15 protein-coding genes and 1 other annotated feature are annotated in these 19,367 nt (G+C 55.1%); of the genes, 11 read left to right on the plus strand and 4 right to left on the minus strand.

Translation table 11 applies throughout. The features are described 5' to 3' along the window. Positions 1-258 precede the first annotated feature (258 nt). A complete protein-coding gene (gene acrB / locus C0557_RS05305) occupies positions 259-3,408 on the minus strand; it encodes a multidrug efflux RND transporter permease subunit AcrB (RefSeq protein WP_208657740.1) in 3,150 nt (1,049 codons plus the stop codon). Positions 3,409-3,430: 22 nt separating this feature from the next. Next, the gene (gene acrA / locus C0557_RS05310; protein WP_074776664.1) at positions 3,431-4,624 is read right to left on the minus strand and encodes a multidrug efflux RND transporter periplasmic adaptor subunit AcrA; all 1,194 of its coding nucleotides are present in this window, start codon (positions 4,622-4,624) and stop codon (positions 3,431-3,433) included. Positions 4,625-4,766: 142 nt separating this feature from the next. Between acrA and acrR the strand changes: the two genes are divergently transcribed. Beyond that, positions 4,767-5,420, plus strand: a complete 654-nt coding sequence (acrR, locus tag C0557_RS05315; protein WP_208657741.1) for a multidrug efflux transporter transcriptional repressor AcrR — start codon at positions 4,767-4,769, stop codon at positions 5,418-5,420. A 128-nt stretch (positions 5,421-5,548) separates the two neighbouring features. Continuing rightward, on the plus strand, positions 5,549-8,905 hold the full coding sequence (gene mscK, locus C0557_RS05320) for a mechanosensitive channel MscK (RefSeq protein ID WP_208657742.1): 3,357 nt from the start codon (positions 5,549-5,551) through the stop codon (positions 8,903-8,905). 33 nt (positions 8,906-8,938) lie between these two features. Here the strand turns inward: mscK and rsmS are convergent, their stop codons facing one another. Further along, positions 8,939-9,082 (minus strand): pleiotropic regulatory protein RsmS, encoded by a 144-nt coding sequence (gene rsmS, locus C0557_RS05325; RefSeq protein ID WP_064568146.1) that lies wholly within the window; start codon positions 9,080-9,082, stop codon positions 8,939-8,941. 14 nt (positions 9,083-9,096) lie between these two features. Then, the gene (gene priC / locus C0557_RS05330; RefSeq protein WP_074776667.1) at positions 9,097-9,624 is read right to left on the minus strand and encodes a primosomal replication protein N''; all 528 of its coding nucleotides are present in this window, start codon (positions 9,622-9,624) and stop codon (positions 9,097-9,099) included. A gap of 63 nt (positions 9,625-9,687) precedes the next feature. On the opposite strand from priC, the gene C0557_RS05335 reads away from it, so the two are divergent. The 9 genes from C0557_RS05335 (at position 9,688) to C0557_RS05375 (ending at position 19,106) form a co-directional block, all read left to right on the plus strand. Then, a complete protein-coding gene (locus C0557_RS05335) occupies positions 9,688-10,065 on the plus strand; it encodes a DUF454 family protein (RefSeq protein ID WP_007373591.1) in 378 nt (125 codons plus the stop codon). Positions 10,066-10,216: 151 nt separating this feature from the next. Further along, on the plus strand, positions 10,217-10,768 hold the full coding sequence (gene apt, locus C0557_RS05340) for an adenine phosphoribosyltransferase (protein ID WP_208657743.1): 552 nt from the start codon (positions 10,217-10,219) through the stop codon (positions 10,766-10,768). A gap of 120 nt (positions 10,769-10,888) precedes the next feature. Further along, positions 10,889-12,829, plus strand: coding sequence for a DNA polymerase III subunit gamma/tau (gene dnaX, locus C0557_RS05345; protein ID WP_208657744.1), 1,941 nt, complete (start codon positions 10,889-10,891; stop codon positions 12,827-12,829). Then, positions 12,162-12,226 (plus strand) — a sequence feature (DnaX frameshifting element). Its footprint overlaps the gene before it by 65 nt. Positions 12,830-12,910: 81 nt before the next feature. Next, the gene (locus C0557_RS05350) at positions 12,911-13,240 is read left to right on the plus strand and encodes a YbaB/EbfC family nucleoid-associated protein (protein WP_007373594.1); all 330 of its coding nucleotides are present in this window, start codon (positions 12,911-12,913) and stop codon (positions 13,238-13,240) included. Next, positions 13,240-13,845 (plus strand): recombination mediator RecR, encoded by a 606-nt coding sequence (gene recR, locus C0557_RS05355; protein WP_007373595.1) that lies wholly within the window; start codon positions 13,240-13,242, stop codon positions 13,843-13,845. The genes C0557_RS05350 and recR overlap by 1 nt, the downstream gene beginning before the upstream one ends. Before the next feature lie 109 nt (positions 13,846-13,954). Next, positions 13,955-15,829, plus strand: a complete 1,875-nt coding sequence (gene htpG, locus C0557_RS05360; protein WP_208657745.1) for a molecular chaperone HtpG — start codon at positions 13,955-13,957, stop codon at positions 15,827-15,829. Between the two features lie 175 nt (positions 15,830-16,004). Continuing rightward, complete coding sequence (adk, locus tag C0557_RS05365; protein ID WP_074776672.1) at positions 16,005-16,649, plus strand: adenylate kinase; 645 nt, start codon at positions 16,005-16,007, stop codon at positions 16,647-16,649. A 125-nt stretch (positions 16,650-16,774) separates the two neighbouring features. Then, a complete protein-coding gene (gene hemH, locus C0557_RS05370) occupies positions 16,775-17,737 on the plus strand; it encodes a ferrochelatase (protein WP_208657746.1) in 963 nt (320 codons plus the stop codon). Between the two features lie 64 nt (positions 17,738-17,801). Then, a complete protein-coding gene (locus C0557_RS05375; protein ID WP_074776674.1) occupies positions 17,802-19,106 on the plus strand; it encodes an inosine/guanosine kinase in 1,305 nt (434 codons plus the stop codon). The last annotated feature ends 261 nt before the right edge of the window (positions 19,107-19,367 follow it).

Here is a 19,367-nt window from a genome sequence, read left to right on the forward strand (position 1 = left end):
AGATTCATTAAGTTAGCATGGCAGAGATTATTCCAGCCCGAACGGTATTTTTATACCAGGAATCGTCTGAGTTAAACTGATTGTACCAGATAATTAAGTTTTATAAATGGTAAATGATCGCTGCTTTCAAAATACATAGTTATTATAAGCCTTATATCGGCAGGACAAAATAAACAAACAGACAATAAATGCTTTTAATTGCGGATGTGCAGATATGAAAAAGGCCGCTAAGTGCGGCCTTTTCTATTAGAGAAACAATCAGTGTTCCTCAACCTTATGGCTGTGCTCAATATCCTCACCGCGGCGGCTAAAGCGGCGGCGTACCACCACGAAGAACACCGGAACGAAGAAGATAGCCAGTATGGTTGCGGTGATCATCCCGCCCATTACGCCAGTACCTACTGCGTTCTGCGCGCCGGAACCTGCACCGGAGCTGATAACCAACGGCAGCACCCCAAGGATAAATGCCAGCGAGGTCATCAGAATTGGACGCAGACGCATACGAACCGCTTCCAGCGTCGCCTCTACCAGGCCTTTGCCTTCTTTATCCATCAGGTCTTTGGCGAATTCGACGATAAGTATCGCGTTCTTCGCCGACAAACCAATGGTTGTCAGCAGGCCCACCTGGAAGTAAACGTCGTTGGTCAGACCGCGGAAGGTGGCAGCCAGCAATGCGCCCACAACACCCAGTGGTACAACCAGCATGACCGAGAACGGAATCGACCAGCTTTCATACAGCGCTGCAAGGCAGAGGAATACCACGATCAGCGAGATAGCATACAACGCAGGCGCCTGGTTGCCGGAGAGACGTTCCTGGAAGGACATCCCCGTCCAGTCATAACCGATACCGGTCGGCAGCTTACTGGCCAGTTGTTCCATCATCGCCATTGCTTCACCGGTACTTTTACCCGGTGCCGCCTGGCCGAGGATTTCCATCGACGGCAGACCGTTGTAACGCTCCAGACGCGGTGAACCGTATTCCCAGTGTGTGCTGGAGAAGGCGGAGAACGGCACCATCTGTCCATCGGTCGCCCGCACGTACCAGTTACCAATATCGCTTGGCAGCATGCGGTATTTGGCCTGCGACATGACGTACACTTTCTTCACGCGACCACGGTCGATAAAGTCGTTAACGTAGCTGCCGCCCCAGGCTGCACCCAGCGTGGTGTTGATGTCGCTAATCGACACGCCCAGCGCCTGTGCTTTTTCCTGATCGATATCGATCTTGAACTGCGGTGTATCTTCCAGGCCGTTAGGACGCACGCCCACCAGCAGATCCGGATGCTGAGCGATTTCGCCAAACAGCTGGTTACGCGCCTGGGTTAATTTCTCATGTCCCAGGTTCGCCTGGTCAATCAACTGGAAGTCGAAGCCGGTTGCCGTACCGAGTTCAACAATCGCTGGCAGGTTGAAAGCGAAGACCATTGCATCTTTAATCGATGCAAAGTGCGCGCTCGTACGGCCTGCGATTGCCGGTACTTTATTCGCTTCACCAGGACGTTCGTCCCAGTTTTTCAGCGATACGAACGCCAGACCGGTGTTCTGACCGCGACCAGAGAAGCCAAAGCCGTTAACGGTAAAGACGGAGTTAACGTTGTCTTTCTCGTTTTCCAGATAATATTTCGTCACTTCATCCAGCACCTTCTGCGTACGCTCTTGCGTCGCACCCGCAGGCAACTGGGCCATAGTGAGAAATACGCCCTGGTCTTCATCCGGCAGGAACGAACTTGGCAGACGCACAAACAGCACCGCCATACCCGCAACGATGACGATATAGAGCAGCAAGTAACGACCGGTGCTGCGCAGAATGTTCCCTACGCTGTCGGTGTAGTGGTGCGTGCTCTTCTCAAACATGCGGTTGAACCAGCCGAAGAAGCCTTTTTTGCCTTCACCGTGGTCGCCTTTGGCAACCGGCTTCAGCATCGTGGCGCACAGCGCCGGCGTCAGGATCAATGCGACCAGCACAGACAGCACCATCGCGGAAACGATAGTAATGGAGAACTGGCGATAGATAGCACCGGTAGAACCACCGAAGAACGCCATCGGGATAAATACCGCTGACAGCACCAGCGCAATACCAACCAGCGCGCCCTGAATCTGCCCCATGGAACGGCGCGTCGCCTCTTTTGGCGGCAGGCCTTCTTCCATCATCACACGTTCGACGTTTTCCACCACCACGATAGCATCGTCTACCAACAGACCTATCGCCAACACCATACCGAACATGGTGAGGGTGTTGATGGAGTAGCCAAAGGCGGCGAGTATCGCGAATGTCCCGAGCAGTACCACCGGCACCGCGATCGTTGGGATCAGCGTTGCGCGGAAGTTTTGCAGGAACAGGTACATGACCAGGAATACCAGTACGATCGCTTCAACCAGCGTTTTCACCACTTCGTTAATCGAGATCTTAACGAATGGCGTGGTGTCATACGGATAAACCACTTTCAGGCCGTGCGGGAAGAAAGGCTCCAGTTTGCCGATAGTCGCACGTACCGCTTCGGCAGTATCGAGCGCGTTCGCGCCGGTTGCCAGTTTGATACCGAGACCCGCAGCCGGTTGGCCGTTATAGCGCGCGATTACGTCATAGCTTTCGCCGCCCAGTTCAATCTTCGCCACGTCGCGCAGACGAACCTGCGAACCGTCAGCATTTACTTTCAGCAGGATCTTACCGAACTCTTCCGTGGAGGTCAGACGGGTTTGCGCGATGATAGAGGCATTTAACTGCTGCCCTTTCACCGGCGGAGTACCGCCTAACTGACCTGCCGCGACCTGGGCGTTCTGCGCTTTGATAGCCGCAATCACGTCAACTGGCGTGAGCTGGAAGTTATTGAGTTTGCTCGGGTCCATCCAGATACGCATCGCATACTGCGCACCGAACAGCTGAACGTCACCGACGCCGGAAGTACGGCTGACCGGATCTTTGATGGTTGCGCCGACGTAGTCCGCAATATCTTCCTGCGTCATGGAACCATCGGTACTGATCATCCCGAGAACCATCAAGAAGCTGCTGGATGATTTCTCGACGCTAACGCCTTGCTGCTGCACTTCTTGCGGTAACAGCGGCATGGCCAGTTGCAGTTTGTTCTGCACCTGAACCTGCGCGATATCCGCATCCGTTCCGGAATCAAAAGTAATTGTAATTTGTACCGTACCAGAGGAATCACTGGCAGAGGACATATAAAGCAGGTTATCGATACCGTTCATGTTCTGTTCGATGACCTGCGTCACGGTATCCTGTACCGTTTTCGCATCAGCACCCGGGTAGGTGGCCGTGATCTGAATTGCAGGCGGCGCAATGGTTGGATATTGCGCTACCGGCAATTTGAGGATCGAGAGAGCCCCTGCCAACATGATGATAATCGCGATAACCCACGCAAAGATGGGGCGATCGATAAAAAACTTAGCCATGTCTTAACGGCTCCTGTTTTAGTTAAGACTTCGGTTTTTCTGACTGGCCGCCTGCCTGGGCTTGCTCTTTGTTGTCAGAAGTCACTTCCTGAGCTTTAACCTGCACGCCCGGTTTGACTTTTTGTAAGCCGGCAATAATCACACGATCGCCGCTTTTCAGACCGTCAGTCACCAACCATTTGTCGCCAATGGCCTGGCTTGCGACGATATTACGGACTTCAACTTTATCGCCTTCACCCACCACCATCGCCGTTGCGTCACCGCGCGGCGTACGGGTAACACCCTGCTGTGGAACCAGCATGGCATTCGGGTTGACACCTTCTTCCAGTTTGGCGCGGACGAACATGCCCGGCAGCAACGAGTGATCCGGGTTCGGGAACACCGCACGCAGAGTGATGGAACCGGTGGTCTGGTCTACCGTCACGCCAGAGAACTCAAGCGTACCTTCCTGGGCGTATTGAACACCGTCGTTGGTAACGAGCTGAACTTTCGCTTTGCCGTTGTCCTGCTTCAGCGTACCGTTCGCCATTTCCTGCTGCAGACGCAGGAAATCATTGCTGGACTGGGTAACGTCAACGTAGATCGGATCAAGCTGCTGCACGGTAGTCAGCGCAGTGGTTTGCCCGCTCTGTACCAGCGCGCCTTCCGTGACGGTGGAAGTCCCGGTACGACCGCTGATGGGGGAAATCACTTTGGTATACGCCAGGTTGATGCGCGCGGTTTCTACTGCTGCTTTCGCTGCGACAACGGTAGCGTTAGCCTGCTGAGCGTCCGCCTGCGCGGTATCGTAATCCTGTTGGCTGATGTACTTGGTGCCCAGCAGTTTCTGATAACGGTTGACGGTCATCTGCGCGATGTTGGCAGCTGCTTGCGCTTTCGCCAGATCGCCTTTGGCGCTGTCATAAGCTGCCTGATAAGTAGCGGGATCAATCTGATAGAGCGAGACACCTGCTTCAACGTCACTGCCTTCCGTGAAGTTGCGTTTCAAAATAATGCCGCTGACCTGAGGACGCACTTCCGCAATGCGAAAAGCCGTCGTTCGGCCCGGTAGCTCAGTGGTGATTTGCAGAGGTTCCGTCTTGACCGTGACGACACCAACTTCCGGCATCTGACCCGCACCCTGCTGAGCCGGTTTTTCATCACATCCTGTAAGCGCTAAGCTGCCCGAAAGCATCAGAACGACCGCCAGAGGCGTAAACCCTCTGTTTTTGTTCATATGTAAACCTCGAGTGTCCGATTTCAAATTGATCAATGGATCAGTGGCCCAAAAACCCATTGCTGCGTTTATATTATGGTCGTGCTATGGTACAAACATTCACAAATGTATGTAAATCTGACTCCTGTAAATTCACCGACATATGGCACGAAAAACCAAACAACAAGCGCTGGAGACGCGACAGCACATTCTCGATGTCGCCATACACGTGTTTTCCCGGCAAGGCGTTTCTTCTACTTCGCTGGCTGACATTGCGCAGGCGGCAGGTGTGACTCGCGGCGCGATTTACTGGCACTTCAAAAATAAGTCGGATTTGTTTAGTGAAATTTGGAAATTATCAGAGTTCAGTATTGACGATCTTGAGCTTGAGTATCGGGCAAAATTCCCTGGCGATCCACTCTCAGTATTAAGAGAAATATTGGTTTATATCCTTGAAGCGACAGTCGTTGAAGAGCGGCGGCGATTAATGATGGAGATCATTTTTCATAAATGTGAGTTTGTCGGGGAAATGACGATTGTGCAAGAAGCGCAGCGTAACCTGTGCCTCGAAAGCTATGATCGAATCGAGCATACGCTTGCCCAGTGTATTCAGGCAAAATTGCTGCCCGCTAATTTACTCACTCGCCGCGTAGCGGTATTAATGCGCGCCTATATTTCCGGCATTATGGCAAACTGGCTGTTTGCGCCGCAATCTTTCGATTTGAAAAAAGAAGCGCGTGATTACGTGGCGATCCTGCTGGAGATGTGCCAGTTATGCCCGACGCTGCGAACAGACCCGGGCGTCGTCAGCGCCTGACTATCAGAGCCGCCAGGATTTCTCCTGGAGGCGAGTCACTTTTCTAGGTTGTTGCATAATGGCGTGATATTCTTGCGTTCGCGGCTATTCCGGCCGCCTTTCCCGTACAGAAAACGATCGCTCAAATTATGTTGCACAACTACCGCACGCGAAACACGCTCGCTGCTTTTGCCGCCGCACTGTTCCTTCTCTTCGCAAGCCTGGTGAGTAACGCCGCCCTTGCGCAGACCACGAACGATTTACCTTCCCGCAGCGACATACAAAGCCAGCTTGATACGCTAAACAAACAAAAAAATCATACCGCGCAGGACAAACTGGTTATTCAGGATTTGACCGAGACGCTGGACACGCTCGACAAAATCGACCGCGTGAAGCAAGAAACTGCGCTGCTGAAGCAAAAAATTGCCCAGGCGCCGGATAAATTGCGCCAGGCGACCGATTCCCTGAATGCGTTAAGTGATAAAGATAGCGACGACGAAACGCGCAAAACGCTGGCCTCGCTCTCCCTGCGCCAGCTGGAATCCCGCATCTCGCAATTGCTGGAAGATTTACAGTCTGCCCAGAACGATTTATCGAACTACAACAGCCAACTGGTCTCGCTGCAAACGCAGCCCGAGCGCGTACAAAACTCCATGTACTCCGCTTCCCAGCAGTTGCAGCAGATCCGTAACCGTCTGAACGGCACCGCGGCAGGCGAGGGCGCGCTGCGTCCTACGCAACAAACTCTGTTGCAGGTGCAACAGGCGTTGTTGAATGCGCAGATCGAGCAACTGCGCAAAAGCCTTGAAGGCAACACCACATTACAGGATACGCTGCAAAAACAACGCGATTACGTGACGGCGAACAGCAATCGCCTTGAGCATCAGTTGCAGTTGTTGCAGGAAGCGGTGAACAGCAAGCGTCTGACGCTGACGGAAAAAACGGCCCAGGAAGCGGTAACGCCGGATGAAACGTCGCGCATTCAGGCCAACCCGCTGGTGAAACAGGAGCTGGATATTAACCATCAGCTCAGCCAGAAGCTGATTGCCGCTACGGAAAATGGCAACTCGCTGGTGCAGCAGAATATTAAGGTGAAAAACTGGCTCGACCGCGCCCTGCAATCCGAACGTAATGTTAAAGAACAGATCTCGGTGCTGAAAGGCAGCCTGTTGCTGTCGCGTATTTTGTATCAGCAACAGCAGACATTGCCGTCGGCGGATGAGCTGGAAGACATGACTAACCGCATTGCGGATCTGCGTCTTGAACAGTTTGAAATCAACCAGCAGCGTGATGCGCTGTTCCAGAGCGATACCTTTGTCGCCAAACTGGAGGAAGGTCATTCCAGTGAGGTCAACGATGAGGTGCATGACGCGCTGTTGCAGGTTGTGGATATGCGCCGTGAACTGCTCGATCAACTGAATAAACAGCTGGGTACTCAGTTGATGATGGCCATCAACCTGCAAGTTAACCAGCAGCAGTTGATGAGCGTATCGAAAAGCCTGCAGGAAATTCTGACGCAGCAGATCTTCTGGGTGAACAGCAATAAGCCAATGGACTGGGACTGGATCAAATCCTTCCCGCAGGCGCTGCATGACCAAATCAAATCCATGAAGATCACCGGCAACTGGGAGAAAGCCTGGCCTGCGGTAGCCATCGCGTTCCTTGCAGGGCTACCGTTGCTGCTGATCGCCGGGCTTATCCGCTGGCGTCTGCGCTGGCTGAAAGATTATCAGGCGAAGCTGGCGGCGCAGGTTGGGCAACTGCGTAACGACAGTCAGTTGCATACGCCGAAAGCGATTCTGATCGATCTTATCCGCGCGCTGCCGGTGTGCCTGATTATTCTGGCGATTGGCCTGATTCTGCTGACCATGCAGCTTAACGTCAGCGAATTGCTGTGGGCATTCAGTAAAAAACTGGCATTGTTCTGGCTGGTCTTCGGCCTGTGCTGGAAAGTGCTGGAGAAAGACGGTGTCGCCGTCAGCCACTTTAACATGCCCGCCCAGCTTACCAGCCACTGGCGGCGGCAAATTGTGCGTATCAGCCTAGCGCTGTTGCCGCTGCACTTCTGGTCGGTCGTTTCTGAACTCTCTCCGCTGCATCTGATGGATGACGTGCTGGGGCAGTTTGTCATCCTGCTGAATCTGCTGGTGATCACCTGCCTGGTCTGGCCGATGTCCCGCGAAAGCTGGCGCGACAAAGAGTCTCACGCTATTCGCCTGGCAACCATCACCGTGCTGGCCATCGTGCCGATCGCGCTGATGGTGCTGACCGCGACGGGGTATTTCTATACCACGCTGCGTCTTTCCGGGCGCTGGATTGAAACCGTCTATCTGGTGATTATCTGGAACCTGCTTTACCAGACAGTTCTGCGTGGCCTCAGCGTGGCCGCCCGACGTATTGCCTATCGCCGTGCGCTGGCGCGTCGGCAGAATATGGTAAAAGAGGGGGCCGAAGGCGCTGAACCGCAGGAAGAGCCGAGCATCGCGCTGGAACAGGTTAACCAGCAAACCCTGCGTATTACGATGCTGGTGATGGTCGCGTTGTTTGGCGTGATGTTCTGGGCGATTTGGTCAGATCTGATCACTGTATTTGCCTACCTCGACAGCATTACGCTGTGGCACTACAACGGCACCGAAGCCGGTGCTGCGGTAATGAAGAGCGTAACGCTTGGCAGTCTGCTATTTGCGGTGATTGTTTTTGTTGTGGCCTGGGCGCTAATCCGCAACTTACCGGGTTTGCTGGAGGTGCTGATCCTCTCCAGGCTCAATATGCGGCAGGGCTCTTCGTATGCCGTGACGACGATCCTGAACTACGTCATCATCGCCGTCGGGGCGTTGACGGTATTCGGCTCGCTGGGCGTTTCGTGGGATAAACTGCAATGGCTGGCGGCGGCGCTGTCGGTTGGTTTAGGTTTCGGCTTACAGGAAATTTTCGGTAACTTTGTCTCCGGTCTGATTATCCTGTTCGAACGTCCGGTGCGTATCGGCGATACCGTGACCATCGGCACCTTCTCCGGAACGGTGAGTAAGATCCGCATCCGTGCGACCACCATTACCGACTTTGACCGTAAAGAGGTGATCATTCCGAACAAGGCGTTTGTTACCGAGCGTCTGATCAACTGGTCGCTCTCCGATACCATCACCCGCGTGGTGATCCGCCTCGGCGTGGCGTATGGGTCCGATCTGGATAAAGTGAAAAAAGTGCTGCTGAAAGCGGCGATGGATCATCCAAAAGTGATGCACGATCCGGAGCCGGCGGTGTTCTTCACCACTTTCGGCGCCAGCACGCTGGATCATGAACTGCGTCTGTACGTACGCGAACTGCGCGATCGCAGCTATACGGTTGATGAACTGAACCGCACCATCGACAAGCTGTGCCGCGAGAACAATATTGATATCGCCTTTAACCAGCTCGAAGTCCACCTGCGCAATGGCAAAGGTGATGAGCTGACTGAAGTTAAGCGTGAACTGAAAGGCGACGATCCGACGCCTTCTCAGGCGGGGTAAATCCTGTCGATCCTCTCCCCTCAGGGGAGGGGATCACTCCTCAAGTTTCTTCTCAAAATCCCGTTTGACGATCTCCAGCGCTTTCAGCACGACGTCTGGCGCAATCTCATGTTGTTCCAGCAACATGATCAGATCCACGGCCAGTTTGATCTCCTCCGGAGCGTTTTCCAGCGACATTTTCTCTCCTCACTTTAGCGGGTTAAGCGCGCCAGCACGCGCTCAATATTGTCCAGCGCCTGTCGGCAACGGGCGAGTCTGCCAGCCAGCGCCTCCACTTCTTTATGTAGCTGCTGCTGTTCGACCAGCGTGCTGACGGCGTTTAAGCGTTGCTCGCGCGCCTGTTTCATCGCCAGCAGACGACGCTCATACTCCTGATGCTGCAAACGCCTGCGCTGCCAGCGCGCAATGCCTGGCGATGCATGATCCCACTCGCGCAGCGGCCAGACGGCGCTTTCACGCGTGAGAGCGGCAATTTGCGCCGTCAGGCGTTCCGCCAGCCAGGCAACCTGCTCCAGATGGTTGCCCTCCACGGCGCGGCGCAGCGCCGCCAGATTGGCCGCCGCCTCATCCAGACAGGACTGCATCAACGTACTGCGGGTCTGGAAAAGATGGCGATCAAAGCGCGCGCCGATCGTCGCATGCTGCGCCAGCGGCGCGGCCAGCTGGCGTAGTTTGTCCAGTTGCTGCTCCAGCGCGTTTAAAAGCGCAGCGTTTTTCACGTCTCTTCCCCCGGTAAATATCAGTCTGTTACATTAACCGTTCATTTTCTGATGAAGCGCGCTATGCAACGGACTATTTTACTCATCATTGGCTGGCTGGCGGTAGTGCTAGGCACGCTTGGCGTGGTACTGCCGCTTCTGCCGACAACGCCGTTTATTCTGCTGGCGGCATGGTGTTTTGCGCGCTCATCGCCGCGTTTTCATCACTGGCTGCTCTACCGTTCCTGGTTTGGCGGCTATCTGCGGCACTGGCAAACGTACCGTGCCATGCCGCCTGGCGCGAAGCCGCGCGCCATTGCGGTGATTTTGTTGACCTTTGCCGTTTCTTTGTATCTGGTGAAGATGTGGTGGGTGCGCGTGTTGCTGCTGGTGATCCTGGCCGGTCTGCTGCTATTTATGTGGCGTATTCCGGTGATTGATGCAAAACAACAAAAACCATAAACCACAGCAATGACAGTTGCAATTGTGGCGCACAGTCAGTAAATTCGGGCGTTTTCGAGCACGGGTACGGCTGATTAAATGTTAATCAGTGGTTACATAAAGTGTAAACGCGTGTACCGTGAGTAATACCGTTTCTATCAGGCAAAAATCCATGACAGCGACTGCGCAGCAGCTTGAATTTCTTAAAAACAGCATCAAAAGCATTCAGGATTACCCAAAGCCGGGCATTCTGTTCCGTGATGTCACCAGTTTGCTGGAAGATCCGCAAGCGTATGCTCTTAGCATTGAATTGCTGGTTGAGCGTTATAAAAACGCCGGCGTAACCAAAGTAGTGGGAACCGAAGCGCGTGGCTTCCTGTTCGGCGCACCGGTTGCGCTGGGTCTGGGCGTTGGCTTTGTGCCGGTGCGTAAACCGCGTAAACTGCCGCGTGAAACCATCGCCGAGAGCTATGAGCTGGAGTACGGTACTGACCAGTTAGAGATCCATGTTGATGCGATCAAGCCGGGCGATAAAGTGCTGGTGGTCGACGATCTGCTGGCAACGGGCGGCACTATCGAAGCCACAGTGAAACTGATTCGCCGTCTGGGCGGTGAAGTGACCGACGCGGCATTCATCATTAATCTGTTCGATCTTGGCGGTGAACAACGCCTCGAAAAACACGGTGTTAACTGCTACAGCCTGGTGCCGTTCCCGGGACATTAATGCCATGTCCGCCTCCTCATCCTTCAGGCCTGCGCCTGAGGGATGAAGTGTATTAACAGCATGTGCTGTGTTAGCATTATCCCTTCGTAAATCCACCTTCCAGCGTTTCAGAGCCTGCCAATGAGTTATCAGGTCTTAGCCCGAAAATGGCGACCGCAAACTTTTGCTGACGTCGTCGGCCAGGAGCATGTGCTGACCGCACTGGCGAACGGCTTATCATCAGGACGCATTCATCATGCGTATCTGTTCTCCGGCACCCGCGGCGTCGGCAAAACCTCTATCGCCCGTCTGCTGGCGAAGGGGCTGAACTGCGAAACCGGCATCACCGCAACGCCGTGCGGCGTGTGTGATAACTGCCGCGAAATTGAGCAGGGCCGCTTTGTCGATTTAATTGAGATCGACGCCGCGTCGCGTACCAAAGTTGAAGATACCCGCGATCTGCTGGATAACGTGCAGTACGCCCCGGCGCGCGGGCGTTTCAAAGTCTATCTGATTGACGAAGTGCATATGCTCTCGCGTCACAGCTTTAACGCGCTGTTGAAAACGCTTGAAGAGCCGCCTGAGCACGTCAAATTCCTGCTGGCGACTACCGATCCGCAAAAACTGCCGGTGACCATTCTTTCCCGCTGCCTTCAGTTCCACCTGAAAGCACTGGATGTCGAGCAGATCCGCAGCCAGCTTGAGCACATTCTGACTGACGAGAAGATTGAACATGAACCCCGTGCGCTGCAACTGCTGGCGCGTGCGGCTGACGGCAGCCTGCGCGATGCGCTAAGCCTGACCGATCAGGCGATTGCCAGCGGCAACGGGCAGCTCTCCGCGGCGGTGGTCAGCTCCATGCTTGGCACGCTGAATGACGACCAGGCGCTTTCATTAGTTGAAGCGGTGGTTGCCGCCGACGGCGAACGCGCTATGGGGCTGGTGAACGAGGCTGCATCGCGCGGCGTTGAATGGGAAGCCTTGCTGCTGGAGATGCAAGCGCTGCTGCACCGTATCGCCATGGTGCAGCTGACGCCTGCGGCGCTCGGCAGCGACATGGCCCCGATTGAGCAGCGTTTGCGTGAACTGGCTCGCACCGTGCCACCCACCGATGTGCAGCTCTACTATCAGACGCTGCTGATTGGCCGCAAAGAGCTGCCTTACGCCCCGGATCGTCGCATGGGCGTTGAAATGACGCTGCTGCGCGCGCTGGCGTTCCATCCGCGCGCGCCGCTACCAGCGCCAGAAGTGCCTCAGCAATCTTTCGCGCCTGTGGCGCCCACTGCCGTAATGTCGCCGCAGCAGGTTCCGCCTGCGCCGCAGGCTCAACCAGCGGCGGCACCGGTGCAGAATGACGCACCGCTGCCCGAATCAACCAGCTCGGTGCTGGCGGCGCGCAGGCAGTTGCAACGCGCTCAGGGAGCAGACAAAGCAAAAAAGAGTGAACCGGCAGCCGCAACCCGCGCGCGGCCGGTGAGTAATGCCGCGCTGGAGCGTCTGGCTTCGGTCACCGAGCGCGTGCAGTCGCGCCCGGCGCCGTCGGCGCTTGAACAGGCTCCGGCTAAAAAAGAGGCCTACCGCTGGAAAGCAACCACTGTTGTCACCGAGACAAAAGAGGTTGTTGCCACGCCCAAAGCGCTGAAAAAGGCGCTGGAACACGAGAAAACGCCGGAGCTGGCGAAAAAGCTGGCGGAAGAGGCGATTGAACGTGATGCCTGGGCGAAAGAGGTCAGCCAGCTAAAATTGCCAAAACTGGTTGAGCAGGTGGCGCTGAATGCCTGGAAAGAGCAGGAGGGCGATCGCTGGTGTCTGCATCTGCGCAGCGCGCAGCGTCACCTTAATTCGCAGGGCGCACAGAAGGCGCTTAGCGACGCGCTTAGCGAATTGCACGGTTCGACGGTTGAACTGACTATCATTGAAGATGATAATCCGGCAGTGCGAACGCCGCTGGAGTGGCGTCAGGCAATCTATGAGGAAAAGCTCGCGCAGGCGCGTGAGGCAATTATTGCGGATAATAACATTCAGACGCTGCAACGGTTTTTCGATGCGGATCTGGATGAAGAGAGTATTCGCCCCCTTTGACGGCAAGCTGCGGCTTTCCGTTTTCAACCCTGAATGTGACTTATCACTCTGGTCAGTCACCACAGCTAAAGAGAGAAGCCTATGTTTGGAAAAGGCGGTCTGGGTAACCTGATGAAACAGGCCCAGCAGATGCAAGAAAAAATGCAGAAAATGCAGGAAGAGATCGCACAGCTGGAAGTGACCGGCGAATCAGGCGCGGGCCTGGTGAAAGTGACCATCAACGGCGCGCATAACTGCCGTCGCGTGGAGATCGATCCGAGCCTGCTCGAAGACGACAAAGAGATGCTGGAAGATCTGGTCGCCGCTGCATTTAACGATGCTGCGCGCCGTATCGATGAAACCCAGAAAGAGAAAATGGCTTCTGTTTCCTCCGGCATGTCTCTGCCGCCAGGCTTTAAGATGCCGTTCTGATGCAGACCAGTCCGCTGTTAACGCAGCTTATGGAAGCACTGCGCTGCCTGCCGGGCGTTGGCCCGAAGTCGGCGCAGCGCATGGCGTTTACGCTGTTGCAGCGCGATCGCAGCGGCGGTATGCGGCTGGCGCAGGCGCTCACCCGGGCGATGTCGGAAATCGGCCACTGCGCCGATTGCCGTACCTTTACCGAGCAGGAAGTGTGCAATATATGCAGCAACCCGCGGCGCCAGGAAAACGGTCAAATCTGTGTGGTGGAAAGCCCGGCGGATATTTATGCCATCGAGCAAACCGGGCAGTTCTCGGGGCGCTACTTTGTGCTGATGGGGCATCTGTCGCCGCTGGACGGTATCGGGCCGGATGATATCGGTCTCGATCGGCTTGAGCAGCGCCTGGCCGCAGAAAAACTCCAGGAAGTGATCCTCGCCACCAACCCGACGGTGGAAGGTGAAGCAACGGCTAACTATATTGCGGAGCTTTGCGCGCAATATGGTGTGGAAGCCAGCCGCATCGCGCACGGCGTGCCGGTGGGCGGTGAGCTGGAGATGGTTGACGGCACCACGCTGTCGCATTCGCTGGCCGGTCGCCACAAGATTCGTTTTTAATCAAACGGAGGCAGAAATTTTTGCCTCCGCTTGAAAATTCCCGCTTCTGTCCCCACTTCCCCCTCAACGCACTTTTTACCTTGTAAATGGCATTGTTGAGGTTTTCCCGATGAAAGGACAAGAAACTCGCGGTTTTCAGTCTGAAGTTAAACAGCTTCTGCACCTGATGATCCATTCTCTCTATTCGAACAAAGAAATCTTCCTGCGTGAGCTGATCTCCAACGCCTCGGATGCGGCGGACAAACTGCGTTTCCGCGCGCTGTCCAACCCGGATCTCTACGAAGGCGACGGCGAACTGCATGTCCGCGTCTCTTTCGATAAAGAAAAGCGTACGCTGACCATCGCCGATAACGGTATCGGTATGACCCGCGATGAAGTTATCGATCATCTGGGCACCATCGCCAAATCTGGCACTAAAGCGTTTCTCGAATCAATGGGCTCCGATCAGGCCAAAGATAGTCAGTTGATCGGTCAGTTCGGTGTCGGTTTCTACTCGGCGTTTGTCGTCGCGGATAAAGTGACCGTGCGCACCCGCGCGGCGGGCGAGAGCGCAGAAAACGGCGTTTTCTGGGAATCTGAAGGTGCGGGCGAATACACCGTCGCCGATATCACCAAAGCCGATCGCGGGACGGAAATCACGCTGCATCTGCGCGAAGGGGAAGATGATTTCCTCAATGACTGGCGCGTGCGTTCCATTATCAGCAAATATTCCGACCATATCGCTCTGCCGGTCGAGATCGAAAAACAGGAAGAGAAAGACGGCGAAACCGTGGTTTCCTGGGAGAAAATCAACAAAGCGCAGGCGCTGTGGACGCGCAACAAGTCTGAAATCAAAGACGACGAATATAACGAATTCTACAAACATATCGCCCACGACTTTACCGATCCGCTGACCTGGAGCCACAACCGCGTGGAAGGGAAGCAGGAGTACACCAGCCTGCTTTATATCCCGTCGCAGGCGCCGTGGGATATGTGGAACCGCGATCATAAACACGGCCTGAAACTCTACGTGCAGCGCGTGTTTATCATGGACGAAGCCGAACAGTTCATGCCGAACTACCTGCGCTTTGTTCGTGGCCTGGTGGATTCCAGCGATCTGCCGCTCAACGTTTCGCGCGAAATTCTGCAGGACAGCAGCGTCACGCGTAATCTGCGTACCGCGCTGACCAAACGCGTGCTGCAAATGCTCGATAAACTGGCGAAAGATGACGCAGAAAAATACCAGACGTTCTGGCAGCAGTTCGGCCTGGTGCTGAAAGAAGGGGCTGGCGAAGACAGCGCCAACCTGGAAGCGATTGCCAAATTGCTGCGCTTTGCCTCCACGCACAATGACTCTTCTGCGCAAACCGTGTCGCTGGAAGAGTACGTGTCGCGCATGAAAGAGGGCCAGGAGAAGATCTACTTCATTACCGCAGACAGCTACGCTGCGGCGAAGAGCAGTCCGCATCTGGAACTGCTGCGTAAGAAAGGTATCGAAGTGCTGCTGCTTTCCGATCGCATCGACGAATGGATGATGAGCTACCTGACCGAATTCGACGGCAAACCGTTCCAGTCCGTGGCAAAAGCTGATGCGTCGCTGGAAAAACTGGCCGACGAAGTGGACGAAAGCGCGAAAGAGGCGGAAAAAGCGCTTGAGCCGTTTGTTGAGCGCGTGAAAACCCTGCTTGGCGATCGCGTGAAAGAGGTGCGCCTGACGCATCGTCTGACCGAAACGCCAGCGGTGGTCGTAACCGATGCCGACGAGATGAGCACGCAGATGGCGAAACTGTTCGCGGCTGCCGGTCAGAATGCGCCGGAAATCAAATACATCTTTGAACTGAACCCGGATCACGCGTTGGTGAAACGTGCTGCGGAAACCCAGGATGACAGCCAGTTCAGCCAGTGGGTTGAGCTGTTGCTCGATCAGGCGCTGTTTGCCGAACGTGGCACGCTGGAAGATCCGAACCAGTTCATCCGCCGTATGAATCAGTTGCTGATTGCCTAAGTTTCTGTTTTTAGTCTGACCTTACCCCTCTCGTTTCACGCGAGAGGGGTACTCCCCAAAGTAATCTCTCTCATTAACCGTTTCAGCCAGCCCGGCTTCCTTGAGCGATACTCGTTCTGGTGGTATCTTTTAACGCTTTTGAAAAATTGAACCAACTTTTGAGGGGATTTTCGCAATGCGTATTATTCTGCTTGGCGCTCCGGGCGCGGGTAAAGGAACTCAGGCTCAGTTCATCATGGAGAAATACGGTATTCCGCAAATCTCTACCGGTGACATGCTGCGCGCGGCTGTTAAATCTGGCAGCGAACTGGGTAAACAGGCGAAAGACATCATGGACGCGGGCAAACTGGTGACCGACGAGCTGGTTATCGCGCTGGTGAAAGAGCGTATCGCCCAGGAAGATTGCCGTAACGGTTTCCTGCTGGACGGCTTCCCGCGTACCATTCCGCAAGCGGATGCCATGAAAGAAGCCGGCATCGCCGTGGATTACGTACTGGAATTCGATGTTCCGGACGAGCTGATCGTTGATCGCATCGTAGGTCGTCGCGTACACGCCGCTTCCGGCCGCGTTTATCACATTAAATTCAATCCGCCGAAAGTAGAAGGCAAAGACGACGTGACCGGCGAAGAGCTGACCACGCGTAAAGACGATCAGGAAGAGACCGTGCGTAAACGTTTGGTGGAATACCATCAGTTGACCGCACCGCTGATCGGCTACTACCAGAAAGAAGCGCAGGCGGGTAACACCAAATACGCTAAAGTGGACGGCACCAAAGCCGTTGCTGATGTACGCGCAGAGCTGGAAAAAATCCTCGGCTAAACGCGTTTCCTCACCCGGTTCCCTCCGGGTGAGAATATTTCTCATCTCACCTTTCGCTGCAATTGGTTCCGTTTAAACGCTTTTACGCTACAATTATCAACCATTCAAAAGGTTAAGAGGCGTGAATGAGTCAGGCGAAAACCGGCATCCTGCTTGCCAATCTTGGCACCCCCGATGCACCCACTCCGGCAGCAGTAAAACGTTATCTGCGGCAGTTTTTAAGCGACAGACGCGTTGTTGATACGTCGCGCTTGCTGTGGTGGCCGCTATTACGCGGTGTGATCCTGCCGATTCGTTCACCGCGCGTGGCAAAGCTATACCAGTCTGTCTGGATGGAAGAAGGTTCGCCGCTGATGGTGTACAGCCGCAGGCAGCAGCAGGCGCTGGCGGCGCGGTTGCCGGACGTTCCCGTGGCGCTCGGCATGAGTTACGGTTCGCCGTCGCTGGAAAGCGCCGTGGATGCCCTGCTGGAACAGGACGTTGACCATATTGTGGTGCTCTCGCTCTATCCGCAATACTCCTGCTCAACGGTGGCGGCGGTATGGGACGAACTGGCGCGAATTCTGGCGAAGAAACGCCATATTCCCGGCATCTCCTTTATCCGCGATTACGCCGACGATACGGATTACATCTCTGCGCTGGCCAACAGCGCGCGCGCCTCTTTTGCAAAGCACGGTGAGCCGGATCTGCTGCTGCTCTCTTATCACGGCATTCCACAGCGTTACGCGGCGGAAGGGGACGACTACCCGCAGCGCTGCCGTGATACCACGCGTGAACTGGTCTCGGCGCTCGATCTGCCGCCGGAAAAAGTGATGATGACCTTCCAGTCGCGCTTTGGCCGCGAACCGTGGCTGACGCCGTACACCGATGAAACGCTGAAAATGCTGGGTGAGAAAGGGGTGAAACATATTCAGGTGATGTCGCCAGGTTTTGCTGCAGATTGCCTGGAGACGCTGGAGGAGATCGCGGTGCAAAACCGTGAGTTTTTCCTTGAGGCGGGCGGCGAGAAGTATGAATACATACCAGCGCTGAATGATTCGCCAGAGCATATCGAGATGATGGTCAACCTGACAGCCAAATATCGCTGATCGTGCGCCGGGCTGAGAATGTGTTAACATTCACAGCCCATATGTTCAGCGCTTATTACAACCCATGAAATTTCCCGGTAAACGTAAATCCAAACACTATTTTCCCGTCAACGCCCGCGATCCGTTATTGCAACAAATCCAGCCAGAAAATGAAGTTGGCACCTGCTGGGTGGTCGGTATCGATCAGACACTGGTGGATATCGAGGCGAAAGTGGACGATGCGTTTATCGCGCGTTATGGTCTGAGCGCCGGGCATTCGCTGGTGATCGCCGATGATGTGGCCGAAGCGTTGTACCAGGAACTGGTGAGTAACGATCTGATCACCCATCAATTTGCTGGCGGCACGATCGGTAACACCATGCATAACTACTCGGTGCTGGCCGATGACCGTTCGGTGTTGCTCGGCGTGATGTGCGACAACGTGAAAATCGGCAGCTATGCCTACCGTTATCTGTGCAATACCTCCAGTCGTACCGATCTGAACTATCTGCAAGGCGTGAATGGCGCGATTGGTCGTTGCTTTACGCTGATCAGCGATAGCGGCGAGCGGACGTTTGCCATTAGCCCCGGGCAGATGAACCAGCTTCGCCCGGAGAGCATTCCGGAATCGGTGATTGCGGGCGCGTCTGCGCTGGTGCTCTCTTCGTATCTGGTGCGTTGCAATCCCGGCGAGCCGATGCCGGATGCCACCCTGCAAGCCGTAGCCTATGCCAAAAAGTATAACGTGCCGGTGGTGCTGACGCTGGGCACCAAATATGTGATTGCCGATAATCCGCAGTGGTGGCGCGATTTTCTCAAAGAGAACGTCTCGATTCTGGCGATGAACGAAGAGGAAGGCCATGCGCTGACCGGCGAAAGCGACCCGCTGCTGGCTGCCGATAAAGCGCTGGACTGGGTGGATCTGGTGCTCTGCACCGCCGGGCCAGTTGGCCTGTATATGGCCGGTTTTACCGAAGAGGATGCGAAGCGCAAAACCCAGCATCCGCTGCTGCCGGGCGCGATTGCCGAGTTCAACCAGTATGAGTTCAGCCGGGCGATACGCCATAAAGATTGCCAGAACCCGCTGCGAATCTACTCGCACATTGCCCCCTATATGGGCGGGCCTGAGAAGATCATGAACACCAATGGCGCGGGAGATGGCGCACTGGCGGCGTTGCTGCACGACATTACGGCGAACAATTACCACCGCACTAATGTGCCGAATTCCAGCAAACATAAATTCAACTGGCTGACCTATTCGTCGCTGGCGCAGGTATGCAAATACGCCAACCGCGTGAGCTACCAGGTGCTGAACCAGCATTCGCCGCGCTTAACCCGTGGCCTACCGGAGCGGGAAGACAGCCTCGAAGAGGCGTACTGGGAGCGTTGATTTCGTTTGTTTCGCCGGATGGCGGCGTTGCCTTATCCGGCCTACAAAATCGGCATTTATACGCAGGCCCGGTAAATGAAGCACCACCGGGCAATTCAGCTCCGCAGGTCCGGTAAACGAAACACCACAGGGCAATTCAGATCGTATGCCCGGTAAACGAAATACCACTGGGCAATTCAGATCGTATGCCCGGTAAACGAAACATCGCCGGGTAATCAGACTCGTAGGCCGGATAAGCGTAGCGCCATCCGGCAATTCAGC

Origin of the sequence: Kosakonia sp. MUSA4 (assembly GCF_013085925.1) — a bacterium.
Classification (GTDB): Bacteria; Pseudomonadota; Gammaproteobacteria; order Enterobacterales; family Enterobacteriaceae; genus Kosakonia; species Kosakonia sacchari_B.